Raw genomic sequence first — 12,478 nt, 5'->3', positions numbered from 1 at the left:
AATTTGCCTGTTTCGTATATCTAAAGATATAACTTTTTTTTATTCTGATAAAAACATAAAGCTTGAAAGATAATACCACCATAATTGCAAATGCAAAAAACACAATTATTGCAGAAAGTAAAGCTATTGCTAACTTAGCGAATTTTATAGATAGTAGTTTTGAAAATGCTGTGAAATATATTCACAATTTTAAAGGCAGAGTTATAATAACTGGCGTTGGTAAAAGCGCCAATATTGCAACAAAAATTGTTGCTACATTTAATTCTACAGGTACTCCTGCTGTTTTTATGCATGCTGCAGATGCCATTCATGGAGATTTAGGTAATGTTTTAGATGATGATGTAGTAATATGTATTTCCAAAAGTGGAAATACACCAGAAATAAAAGTTTTAATTCCGTTGATAAAAAATTATGGAAATAAAATTATTGCAATTACTGGTAATGTAGATTCATATTTAGGTAAAAATGCAGATTTTACTTTAAATACTTTTGTCGAAAAAGAAGCTTGCCCAAATAATTTAGCGCCAACAACAAGTACAACTGCTCAATTAGTAATGGGTGATGCTCTTGCTGTTTGCTTATTAGATTTAAAAGGATTTACAAGTAAAGACTTTGCAAAATATCATCCTGGAGGTGCTTTAGGCAAACGCTTATATTTAAGAGTTACTGATTTAATCAGTAATAATGAATTACCTCAAGTCACTAAAAATGATACGATTGCAAAAGTAATTATAGAAATGTCTGAAAAGCGTTTGGGAGTTACAGCTGTTGTAGAAGAAAATAAAGTTATAGGTATTATTACTGATGGTGATATTAGAAGAATGCTAAGTAAAACTACAAAAATTGATGATTTTGTAGCTAAAGACATTATGAGTAAAGACCCAAAAACGATTCATAAAGATGCAATGGCTATAGATGCTTTAGATACACTAGAAAATAATAGTATTACTCAAATTTTAGCTGTAGATGATTCAAATAATTATGCAGGAGTAGTACATTTACATGATTTAATTAAAGAAGGGATTTTTTAATGGCAGAACAACAAAAAGAAATGTCTTTTTTAGGACATTTAGAGGAATTAAGATGGCATTTAGTAAGAAGTGTAGCCGCAATTTTTATTTTGGCAATTACATTTTTTGCATTTGCTCAGCAAGTTTACGATCATTTTTTACTAGCACATATAAAGCCTGATTTTATCACCTATCAGTTATTTTGTGATTTATTTCAGTTATTTGGTATAGATAGTGCGTTTTGTAATGTTAGTTTTGCTGATAAAAAATTACAAAGTATAAAAGTAACATCGCAATTAATGAATTCTATTTGGTCTTCATTAATTTTAGGTTTAATCATTTCTTTCCCTTATTTATTATGGGAAATTTGGCGTTTTGTAGCACCAGGATTAACAGATCAAGAAATTAAAAAATCTAGAGGTTTTATTTTTATAGCATCCTTTTTATTTTTTATAGGTGTACTGTTTAGCTTTTATGTAATTGCACCTATATCAATTCATTTTTTATACAATTACCAAATTACAGACGCTATTGAAAATAGTTTTACCCTAGAATCTCATATTGGTTTGGTTACAAATATGTTATTAGGGGTTTCTATTTTATTTGAATTGCCTGTACTCATCTATTTTCTTACCAAAATTGGATTAATTACACCAGAATTCTTAAAAAAATATAGAAAACATGCTTTGGTTGTTGTATTAATTTTAGCAGCTATTATTACACCACCAGATGTTGCAAGCCAAGTTATAGTTGCAATTCCTATCTTAATATTATATGAAATAGGAATTAGCGTATCAAGAAGAGTTATTAAAAAACAAGAAAAGAATGCCAACAAAAGTTAAAGAATTTAATGATTATCGTGCAAAAATGAACGATAAAATCTTAGCTTCAGATAATAAAGTTATCAAAAGAATATTTAATTTAGACACTAATGCTTTTAAAGAAGGGCACTTACCTGTTAAAACAAAAGAACTATTAGGTTTAGTAGCATCTATGGTTTTAAGATGTGATGATTGTGTACAATATCATTTAGAAGCTGCCATGAAAAATGGTGTTAGCAAAGAAGAGATGATGGAAACCATGTCTATTGCCAATTTAATTGGTGGTACAATTGTTATTCCACATTTAAGAAGAGCTGTAGAATATTGGGAAGCTCTAGAAGAAGAAAAAAGTTTAACTGAATAATGGTTTAAGAGTGTTTTAAGAACTTTCTAAATTAAGTTAAATACATTTACATAATTAAACAGTTCAAACAATTATATATTTTTGATAAAATGATTTTAAAAGCAGAAAATATTCAAAAACTTTATGGAAGTAGAAAAGTTGTAAAGGGCATTTCTTTAGAAGTTCAGCAAGGTGAAATTATTGGACTTTTAGGACCAAATGGAGCTGGTAAAACAACTTCGTTTTATATGATTGTTGGTATGGTTAAACCTAATGAAGGCCATATTTACTTAAATGATGAAGAAATAACTAAAGATGCCATGTACCAACGTGCACAAAAAGGTATTGGTTATTTAGCACAAGAAGCTTCTGTTTTTAGAAAATTGTCTGTAGAAGATAACATTATGTCTGTATTGCAATTTACAGGTTTATCTAAAAAAGAACAGAAAATTAAGTTAGAATCTTTAATCGAAGAATTTAATATTGGTCATGTTCGTAAGAATAGAGGCGATTTACTTTCTGGTGGTGAAAGAAGAAGAACAGAAATTGCACGTTGTTTAGCCTCTGACCCAAATTTTATTTTGTTAGATGAACCTTTTGCAGGTGTAGACCCAATTGCTGTAGAAGATATACAAAGTATTGTTGCACAATTAAAAAACAAAAATATTGGTATTTTAATTACAGATCATGATGTGCAAGCAACTTTAGCTATTACAGACAAAACTTATTTAATGTATAATGGTAGTATCTTAAAAGAAGGTACTCCAGAAGAATTAGCTGCAGATGAAATGGTTCGTAAAGTGTATTTAGGTAAAGACTTTGAGTTAAAAAAGAAGAAAATATTTCAATAGAAATTCTTTTACATTTTGTTTTTCTATTTATTGAAACATCCTATATGCCAAAGAATACCAGAAGGATCGTGTAAAAAAAATTCTTGTCCCCAATCATTTTTAACAATTTCAGAAAGTTTAACCTTTGGATATTTTTTTGTAAGATTTTTATTTTTTATTTCAGCTAAATAAAGCTCTAAATCCTCTACTTCTAAAAAGAGCATTGAATTATCTACCCAATCTTTTACATATGCTTTTTGTAAATAAAAACTTAACTTTTCATCAACCTTAAAAACAGATAAATTAGTAGATAATTTTATTTCTAAAAAGCCTAAATCTTTATAGAAGTTACTAGAAGATTCAAAATCTTTAGCTCCAATAAATGTTCTTATAGATTTAAACATTATTTTTAAATAATATTATTGTTCAATTACTTCTTTTTTAGAAAAATGAAAAAAGAAACACACTCCTTTTTTACCATCTTCTCTATTTTGCAAGAAAATTTCTCCTCCTAGTCTTTTAATTATAGATTTTACTGTAGCCAAACCAATACCCGTATTTTGACTATTGGTGTTGTTTAAAGTTTCGAACATTTCAAAAACTTTACTCCAGTATTTTTGTGCTATACCTGGCCCATTATCTCTGTAAATAAAATGATAATGCTCTGCAGTTTCTTTAAAATCAATTTCTAGTTCTACTTTTTCTTCATCAGAATATTTTCTAGAATTTGATATTAAGTTCTGAAAAACTTGTACAAAACCAATTTTAGAGCTTTTAATAGAAGTATCTAAAGCATCAGAATTTAAATATATTTTGTTTTCAAAATCTATATTTTTAATGATACTATCTAAATACATTTTAATATTAATATCTTCATAAACAATATTTTCTGTGTTAACTTTAGTATATTCTAAAATATCATCTATTAAAGTACCCATATAAACCATTCTATTAGAAATTAAACTTATATGTGATTCAGCTTCAGTATTTTTAAACAAATTTCCATGATCTTCATTTAAAACATCTAATAAAAAGTTAACTCCATTTATTGGCGATTTTAAATCATGTGTTAAACGATAAGCAAAATCATTTAAGCGTTCGTTTAACTTTTCTGTTTTATTACTTGCTTTTTTAAGTTCATTATTTTTTTTTCTTAACTCTAAAAGGCTAATTACTTGTTTTGCTAAAAGTTGTAAAGCTTCTTTTTGAGAATCATTTAAGTTGTTAGGCTTATTATCAATTACACATAAAGTTCCTAAAGGATAACCTTCTGGCGATTTTAATGGTGCCCCAGCATAAAAAATTACATTCGGATCTTCAGTAGTTAAAGGATTATCATAAAAACGTTCATCTTTTGTAGCATCATTAACAATAAATAACTCATCTGGGTTTAAAATACTATGTGCACAAAATGCCAATTCTCTTGGTGTTTCTGTTGCATCTACTCCATGATGAGATTTAAACCACTGTCTTTTTTCATCAATTAAAGAAATTAAGGCAATTGGAGTATTACAAATACTAGATGCAATTTTTGAAAGTGCATCATAATCGTCTTCTGGTAAAGTATCTATTATTTTATAATCTTCTAAAGCTTGTAATCTATCTACTTCATTTTTAGGAATTTCTGCTGACTCCATAATATTAAATTTTGGGGGTTAAATTTTTTATTATTGATAAAAGAATGTACAAGGTAATAATAATAGGTATTGACAAGTAATTTATTAACAAAATTAACACTAAAGAAAATGTTAAAAATAAATAGGTTACCCAATTATTTTTTAAAGAATAGTCTTTAAATTTTAATGAAAATAGAGGTATATCTGCATTCATTAAATAAGTTAAAACCCATGTTATAGCAATTAAAAAATAATTATTATGAATTAAATTATTAATAAATTCTATATCAGAATATTCTTGAATTAAAGGTAATGATATTACAAATAAACACATTGCTGGTGTTGGTAAACCAATAAAAGAATCTGTTTGTCTAGTATCAATATTAAATTTACCAAGCCTATAACAGGCTCCTAAAGTTAATATTAAACCTATTAAAGAAACATCAAAAAACGAATTATCAATAGTATTAAAGTCTTTAAGCAAATTATTCTGAATTAATTTTAACATAATAATACCAGGTACAACACCACTTGTAACCATGTCTGCCAAAGAATCTAGTTGCTTACCTAACTCTCCTGTTACTTTTAATAAACGTGCAGCAAAACCATCAAAAAAATCAAATAAAATTCCAGTTAATACAAATATACTAGCGTTAACAAAATCTTCTTCTACAGCATAAATAGCTGCAACTGTACCACAAAAAAGATTACCTAGTGTTAATAAATTAGGTATATACTCTATAATTTTCATCTAAAAAAGCTTCAATTAAAAGCTAAAATAAGAAATCATAATTAGTCTATTTTCTAAATTGTTATTTATTTAAGATATTTGTAAGACTACAGAAAATATATGCCAATATTATCATCTAACTTTTTACCTACAATTCCTTTTAGAAATGGTCATTTTAACACAATGTACAGACCACTTTTTATGAAGGATAAAGCAATTTATACTAGAAAAAGAGTTGTTACTTGGGATAACGATTTTATAGATTTAGATTTTTCTGTTGTAGGTTCTAACACTTTGGTTTTGTTAATACATGGTTTAGAAGGTAGTTCTGAATCAAAATATATTGCATCTAACACTAATAACCTAAATAATAATAAAATAGATACTGTTTGTTTTAATTTAAGAGGTTGTAGTGGAGAAGATAATTTACTATTAAGTACTTATCATAGTGGAAAAACGGAAGATGTAGATTTTGTAATTAATCATCTTTTAGAAAACTATAATTACAAAAATATAATAATTATTGGTTTTAGTTTGGGTGGTAATTTAACACTTAAATATATAGGAGAAAAAAGTGATGGAATATCTGCAAAAATTAAAGGGGGAATTGCAGTTTCTGTTCCTATTGATATTGAAAGTTCTGAAAAAGAGCTAGATAAATTAAAAAACAAGTTATATATGGAAGTGTTTTTTAAAACCATGAAAAATAAGATTTTAGAAAAATCTCATAAGTTTCCAGATTATAAATTAGATAAGGACAAGTTATTTAAAGCAACAAAATTTAAAGATTTAGAATATTTATATACTGTGCCTGTTTTTGGTTTTGATAGTCCAGAAGATTATTGGCAAAAAGCAAGCTCAAAACCTTATTTACCTAAAATTAAAAAGCCAACTTTACTAATTAACGCTAAAGACGACACTTTTTTATCAACTGAATGTTATCCTTACAAAGAAGCAGAAAATTCTGATTATTTCTTTTTAGAAGAAACAAAATATGGTGGTCATTGTGGTTTTATGACATCATTTAAACCCAATGAAAATAATTGGTTAGAGCACAGAATTTATCGTTTTATAAAAGAAAATATACAGATTGATATTTAATAAACAATATCTACCAAAAACAATAGTTAATTTAATAGGATTTAAGATATTTGTTATTGATAAATTATAAGCTATTGAAATATAAATTTTTACTTATTTTAATTATTTTTCCACTGTTTTTAAATGCACAAGTATTTAGAAACTACTCCAATGAATTTTTAAATATTGGGGTTGATGCTGCTGCTCTAGGAATGAGTAAAGCTGTTGTTGCAACCACAAATAATGTAAACGCAACTTACTGGAACCCTGCTGGTTTGGTGGGTATAGAAGATTATCAAGGTTCATTAATGCACGCTTCTTATTTTGCAGGCATTGCTAATTACAATCACGCAGCTTTTGCAATGCCAATAGATTACGAAAGTGCTTTGGGAATTTCTGTAATTCGTTTTGGTGTTGATGATATTTTGAACACTACACAATTAATTGATAGTGAAGGTAATATTGATTTTAATAGAATTAGCCTTTTTTCTGCAGCAGATTATGCATTTAATATTGCTTATGCTAGAAATTTAATTTTTAAGGATGTAAAATTTGGAGTAAATGCTAAAATTGTTCGTAGAATTATTGGTGAATTTGCTAGTTCTTGGGGTTTTGGATTTGATGCAGGTTTGCAATTCGAAAGAAATTCTTGGAAATTTGGTTTAATGGCCAGAGATATTACCACAACTTTTAATAGTTGGGCTATTAATGAAGACGAATTTGATAAAATTAAAAATGCAATTCCTGGTCAAAATCAAGAATTACCAGAAACTACTGAAGTTACTAAACCTAAAATACAAGTTGGTGTTGCCAAAGAATGGAGAGTTGGTCGTTATTTAAACTTACTTTCTGAAGTAGATTTAAACATTCGTTTTGAACAATCTAATGATATTTTTTCATCAAAAATGGGTAGTATAGATCCTGCTGTTGGTTTTCAATTAGATTACGACAAGTTGGTTTATTTACGTTTAGGTGTAGGTAATTTTCAATACATTACAGAGTTTAACGATGGTAAATCACTTTCTGTACAGCCAAATTTTGGAGTTGGTTTTAACTATAAAGGCATTCAAGTAGATTATGCTTTAACCAATATTGGTAGTGTTGGTAATGCATTATTTTCTAATATTTTCTCTATTACTTTCGATTATAGTTTCTTTAGAAATTAAAACTGATGAAAAAAAAACACTCACTATTACTCTTTTTTTTATTGCTGATAAAACCTATAAATGCGCAAGTTAACCTTTCTGTATATTCTGAAGTAAGTATAATAACTGCTGGGCCAGGAACAGAATTATATGAAGCTTTTGGGCATTCTGCTATTCGAATTAAAGATCCTGTTTTACAACTAGATTTAATTTATAATTATGGAATGTTCGATTTTAATCAACCTAATTTTTATGCAAACTTTACAAAAGGTAAATTATTGTATAAATTGGCTCGATACGATTTTAAGTATTTCTTAGCGAGTTATAAAAGAGATAAACGTTGGGTAAAACAACAAGTTTTAAATTTAACGCAACAAGAAAAACAAGCCTTTTTCAAATATTTAGAAAATAACGCATTACCTAAAAATGCAAATTATTATTATGACCCTTTTTATAATAATTGTGCTTCTAAATTAAGAGATATTACAACTTCTGTTTTAGGAGATCGAGTTGCTTTTAATGATGATAAAATTGAAAAAAACCTATCCTTTAGACAATTGATGAACAAAGAAATTTACTGGAACACGTGGGGTAATTTCGGAATTAATTTAGCTTTAGGTAGTAAATTAGATAAAAAAGCAACATCAGAAGAATATATGTATTTACCTGATTATGTATATAAAATATTTAAAAACAGTTCTTTATTTATTGATAACCAACCAAAAAAACTAGTTAAAAAAGAAATTATATTATTAGATTACGAAGAAATAGAACAAAAAGTTTCCATATTAAATCCATTTGTAATTTTTAGTATTATTGCTTTTATTGGTCTTTTTATTACTTACAAAGATTTTAAAAATTATAAAAGAACTAGATTATTAGATTTCACCTTACTTTTTATATCAGGAATTGTTGGAGTATTAATTCTGTTTTTATGGTTTTTTACAGATCATTCTACAACACCTAATAACTTTAATTTTTTATGGGCCTTTGCTCCTAATTTAATTATTGCTTTTCTATTATTCAAAAAAAATCAGCCTAAATGGATACATACTTACTTTAAAATATTGTTAGGTTTATTGCTTTTAATTCCATTTTTATGGGTTTTAAAAATTCAATTATTTCCATTAGCTGTAATTCCTTTATTAGTTTTACTTTTAGTTCGATATTTATTTTTAACATCATTTTATAAAAAATAAAAAGTTTTTTAGATGAATTATAAGTTAGAAATTATTCCTTTTGAAGAAAAATATGCCACTCATTTTTATGATTTAAATGTAGAATGGCTAAAGAAATATTTTTATGTAGAACCTTATGATGAAAAGGTTTTAAGCAATCCTAAAAAATACGTTATAGATCCTGGAGGATTTATCTTTTTTGCAAAATACAATAATGAAATTGTGGGTGTTGTTTCAATCATCAACCAAAAATCTTTTTATGAATTGAGTAAAATGGCAGTTAATCCTCAATTTCAAGGTTTAAAAATTGGTTTAAAACTAATGGAGTTTTCTATAGATTTTGCAAAAAAGCAAAACTGGAAAAGCATTACATTATATTCACATAGAAGTTTAGTACCTGCAATTAATTTGTACAAAAAAATGGGTTTTAAAGAAATTCCTGTAGAAGAAAACTCACATTACGAACGTTCCGACATTAAAATGATTTTAGAATTATAGTAAAAAAATTAGCATTAAATAAAACTTTGTATCGCTAATTCATAGCCTTTTAAACCAAAACCAAACAAAACACCTTTTGCAGCAGATGCAATAAAACTTTTATGTCTAAATTCTTCGCGAGCGTGTGTATTAGAAATATGTAATTCTATAACAGGAGCATTTATTGCTTTTACAGCATCTCCTATTGCAACAGAGGTATGTGTATAAGCTGCAGCGTTTAAAATAATTCCATCGTAATCGAAACCAACTTCATGTAATTTATCAATTAGTTCACCTTCTATATTAGATTGAAAATAAGACAATTCTACGTTTGTAAACTTTAATTGCAAGTCTCTAAAAAAATCTTCGAAAGTTTCAGATCCGTAAATTTCTGGTTCACGTTTTCCTAAAAGGTTTAAGTTTGGTCCGTTTATAATTATAAGTTTCATAAAAACACTTTAAGTTGTAAATATAAACTTTATTTTTAGCAAATGAAATGGCAAAACGCAATTAGAGATTATCAATTATTCTTAAAAATTGAGAGAGGTTTATCTCAAAATACAATTGATAGTTATACTAGAGATTTAGAAAAATTGACATTATTTTTAAAAGATAATGAAATTGACTCCTCTCCTATTTCTATAGATCAAAGCCTTGTACAACAATTTATTTATGAAGTTGCTAAAAAAGTAAATCCTAGAAGTCAGGCAAGAATTATTTCTGGTTTACGTAGTTTTTTTGATTATTTAATTTTTGAAGATTATAGAAAAACAAACCCAACTGATTTAATTGAAGCTCCTAAAATTGGTAGAAAATTACCAGATACTTTATCCGAAGATGAAATAAACCAACTAATTTCTGCAATAGATTTAAGTCATCCTCAAGGAGAAAGAAATAGAACAATTATAGAAACAATGTACAGTTGTGGTTTACGAGTAAGCGAACTTATCACCTTAAAAATTTCTGATTTATTTTTTGAAGAGGGTTTTATAAAAGTTACTGGTAAAGGAAATAAAGAACGTTTTATACCCATACATTATAATGCACAAAAATATATTTCTTTTTATATAAACGATATTAGAAGTCATTTAAATCCTAAAAAAGGTTTTGAAGATACTTTGTTTTTAAATAGAAGAGGAAATGGCTTAACCAGACAAATGATTTTTACAATTTTAAAAAACCTAGCTGTAGAAATCAATTTAAATAAAAAAATTAGTCCACATACTTTACGCCATTCTTTTGCGACTCATTTACTTAAAAACGGTGCAGATTTAAGAGCAATTCAGCAAATGTTAGGTCATGAAAGTATTACAACTACAGAAGTCTATGTGCATTTAGATAGAAGTTATTTAAGAGAAGTTGTAGAAACTTATCATCCTAGAAAATGAAAAAAGACCTTTAAAACAAAGGTCTTTCTAAAAAAATGATTCTATTATAACCTGAAAAATGTTTTAAAATCATCCTTTTAACTATTAAGTTACTTAACTGTTTTAAAATATTTTACAACAGACCAATCACTCCAATTTAAAAACTGATCTCTATAACGAACTCTTACATAATATATAGTTTCGTTACTTAATTTTCTATCAATAATCTCATCTGTTAAATCATCATTTTTTTGTCTGTTTTCTTTATAATACCAGTTTTCATGTTGTTTCCAAGAATTGTAAATAATTTTAGAAAAATCTGCTGTTGTTGATACTTGCCAATTAGAAGCTGCATGAAAAGCATCTTTTTTATCACTTTTAAAATCATTGGCTTTAATAAACATTTTATGAATTGGATGATTTTTTAAATCTAAATCTACCAAAATTGGAGTTTTAGGCTGAATTGTTTTCTTAAAAACAGTTATGCTATCTCTTAATTCATTATCTCTAAATTTTACATTATTTCCTCTACTTATTCTTTTTAAAGTAAAAGAAGGGTTTTCTTTATCTGTATCTATAGTTGCTAAAACAAAACCATATTCATCTTGAGTAACTGTAAACTCATCATAATCTCTACCTTCAAACTCTCCCCAATTGTCAATGGCACCACCAGCAGAAGCTACATTTACCCAAAGATGTTTGTGTTCTTTAGATTGCCCTCTAGAATAACCATGTGTATGACCAAAAAAATGCAAACTTGGCTTGTTAGATACCTTGCTAAATGTTTCTAATAACTTTACTACTTTACCAGAAAAATCTTCTTCTCCAGGAATCCATAGTTCAGATTTATGAGGATGATGCAATTGTGCAAAAACAAAATCAATTTTATCATTTTTGGCAGTTTTATCTAGCAATTCTTTTAACCATTCTAGTTGTTCTTTAATATCTCTATAACCATTATTTGAATCTAAACCAATAATTCTTGTATTTGCGTAATCTTTAAACCACCAATGTTCTGCATATTCTGGGCTTCCGTTTTTTGGCAAACTGAAATATTTAAAATAAAAGTCTGAATTTCTTTCATGATTTCCTGGCACTGGATAAACTGGTACATTAGAAAATAATTTTTCTGATTGTTTAAAGAAATGTTCTTGCCATTGACTAAAAACAGAACCAGTAACCACCAAATCTCCAGGAATTACAACCATTGCTAAATTGTCTGAAATATCGCCTTTATAATTTTTATCAAAATAAGCCAATACTCCTTCTTCTACAATCTCTGTAAATTTAGTTGGATACTGCGAATCGTATTGCATATCACTCATTGCAACTAAATTTATTTTTTTAGATTCACCTGCAAATGGTGGAGTTTTAAATTGATAAATTTTTGATACAGCTTTGCCAGTTTGAACTTTATAATAATAAGTTGTAAATCTTTTTAAACCAGTAATAGTAACTTCATGTACTCTTTTATCAGTAAAATTTATATCGAAAGCAGTACCAATAGTTTTATTTTTTAATTTATTTTCTGTTAAACCCCAGTAAACAATAGATTCTTCACCAAAATCTGTTTGCCACATAATTTTGATTGATGTTGGTTCTGCATCTTGTAAATATGGTTTAATTTCAATCTTTTGAGCTATTAAAAACTGAACTATAAATAAAAAGAAGATACTTAAAACTCTATTTTTTTTCATCATTTTATAAAATTAAAAATAAGACTGCAATAAAATTACGGTCATATAAATTATTATTTTAGCCACTAATTTCAGCCTCATAAATAATTATATCTTTTTCCTGTAATAATTTATTTACCTATATATCAACAATAAAGAAATTTCACCAATGTTATATAAGTAATAACTACAAAAGAAGAATTTA

14 protein-coding genes are annotated in these 12,478 nt (G+C 26.9%); 9 read left to right on the top strand and 5 right to left on the bottom strand.

All coding sequences use genetic code 11. The features are described 5' to 3' along the window. Nucleotides 1-62 precede the first annotated feature (62 nt). The 4 genes from ACJJVK_RS12990 (at nt 63) to lptB (ending at nt 3,025) form a co-directional block, all read left to right on the top strand. A complete protein-coding gene (locus ACJJVK_RS12990) occupies nt 63-1,031 on the top strand; it encodes an SIS domain-containing protein (protein WP_405566499.1) in 969 nt (322 codons plus the stop codon). Further along, nucleotides 1,031-1,852 (top strand): twin-arginine translocase subunit TatC, encoded by an 822-nt coding sequence (gene tatC, locus ACJJVK_RS12985; RefSeq protein ID WP_215995574.1) that lies wholly within the window; start codon nt 1,031-1,033, stop codon nt 1,850-1,852. The genes ACJJVK_RS12990 and tatC overlap by 1 nt, the downstream gene beginning before the upstream one ends. Further along, on the top strand, nt 1,836-2,195 hold the full coding sequence (locus tag ACJJVK_RS12980; protein ID WP_068360321.1) for a carboxymuconolactone decarboxylase family protein: 360 nt from the start codon (nt 1,836-1,838) through the stop codon (nt 2,193-2,195). The genes tatC and ACJJVK_RS12980 overlap by 17 nt, the downstream gene beginning before the upstream one ends. Nucleotides 2,196-2,284: 89 nt before the next feature. Beyond that, on the top strand, nt 2,285-3,025 hold the full coding sequence (lptB, locus tag ACJJVK_RS12975; RefSeq protein ID WP_215995575.1) for an LPS export ABC transporter ATP-binding protein: 741 nt from the start codon (nt 2,285-2,287) through the stop codon (nt 3,023-3,025). 23 nt (nt 3,026-3,048) lie between these two features. Here the strand turns inward: lptB and ACJJVK_RS12970 are convergent, their stop codons facing one another. From ACJJVK_RS12970 to ACJJVK_RS12960, 3 genes are read right to left on the bottom strand one after another with little or no spacing between them, the layout of a single operon-like run. Further along, on the bottom strand, nt 3,049-3,408 hold the full coding sequence (locus ACJJVK_RS12970; RefSeq protein ID WP_405566497.1) for a glyoxalase: 360 nt from the start codon (nt 3,406-3,408) through the stop codon (nt 3,049-3,051). Nucleotides 3,409-3,423: 15 nt separating this feature from the next. Next, entirely contained in the window at nt 3,424-4,641 is a 1,218-nt protein-coding gene (locus tag ACJJVK_RS12965; protein ID WP_405566495.1) for an ATP-binding protein, read from the bottom strand. Nucleotides 4,642-4,645: 4 nt separating this feature from the next. Further along, nucleotides 4,646-5,371: a phosphatidylcholine/phosphatidylserine synthase gene (locus tag ACJJVK_RS12960; protein ID WP_215995578.1), complete on the bottom strand. Its 726-nt coding sequence runs from the start codon at nt 5,369-5,371 to the stop codon at nt 4,646-4,648. A 99-nt stretch (nt 5,372-5,470) separates the two neighbouring features. On the opposite strand from ACJJVK_RS12960, the gene ACJJVK_RS12955 reads away from it, so the two are divergent. The 4 genes from ACJJVK_RS12955 (at nt 5,471) to ACJJVK_RS12940 (ending at nt 9,251) form a co-directional block, all read left to right on the top strand. After that, complete coding sequence (locus tag ACJJVK_RS12955; protein ID WP_405566493.1) at nt 5,471-6,451, top strand: YheT family hydrolase; 981 nt, start codon at nt 5,471-5,473, stop codon at nt 6,449-6,451. A 74-nt stretch (nt 6,452-6,525) separates the two neighbouring features. Further along, nucleotides 6,526-7,596 carry a PorV/PorQ family protein gene (locus tag ACJJVK_RS12950; protein WP_405566491.1) on the top strand — a complete coding sequence of 357 codons (1,071 nt, stop codon included), beginning with the start codon at nt 6,526-6,528 and terminating at the stop codon, nt 7,594-7,596. A gap of 5 nt (nt 7,597-7,601) precedes the next feature. Beyond that, entirely contained in the window at nt 7,602-8,774 is a 1,173-nt protein-coding gene (locus tag ACJJVK_RS12945; protein WP_405566489.1) for a DUF4105 domain-containing protein, read from the top strand. Nucleotides 8,775-8,786: 12 nt separating this feature from the next. Then, complete coding sequence (locus ACJJVK_RS12940) at nt 8,787-9,251, top strand: GNAT family N-acetyltransferase (protein ID WP_405566488.1); 465 nt, start codon at nt 8,787-8,789, stop codon at nt 9,249-9,251. A gap of 14 nt (nt 9,252-9,265) precedes the next feature. On the opposite strand, the gene aroQ is transcribed toward ACJJVK_RS12940, so the two are convergent. Continuing rightward, complete coding sequence (gene aroQ / locus ACJJVK_RS12935) at nt 9,266-9,679, bottom strand: type II 3-dehydroquinate dehydratase (protein ID WP_405566486.1); 414 nt, start codon at nt 9,677-9,679, stop codon at nt 9,266-9,268. A gap of 42 nt (nt 9,680-9,721) precedes the next feature. Here aroQ and xerD point away from each other — a divergent pair, with 42 nt between their 5' ends. Next, the gene (gene xerD / locus ACJJVK_RS12930; protein WP_405566484.1) at nt 9,722-10,618 is read left to right on the top strand and encodes a site-specific tyrosine recombinase XerD; all 897 of its coding nucleotides are present in this window, start codon (nt 9,722-9,724) and stop codon (nt 10,616-10,618) included. A gap of 89 nt (nt 10,619-10,707) precedes the next feature. Here the strand turns inward: xerD and ACJJVK_RS12925 are convergent, their stop codons facing one another. Then, complete coding sequence (locus ACJJVK_RS12925) at nt 10,708-12,297, bottom strand: fibronectin type III domain-containing protein (RefSeq protein ID WP_405566482.1); 1,590 nt, start codon at nt 12,295-12,297, stop codon at nt 10,708-10,710. Nucleotides 12,298-12,478 lie beyond the last annotated feature (181 nt).

Source organism: Polaribacter sp. Asnod6-C07 (assembly GCF_045063625.1).
Taxonomy (GTDB): domain Bacteria; phylum Bacteroidota; class Bacteroidia; order Flavobacteriales; family Flavobacteriaceae; genus Polaribacter; species Polaribacter vadi_A.
This window is presented reverse-complemented; position numbering and strand designations above follow the sequence as displayed.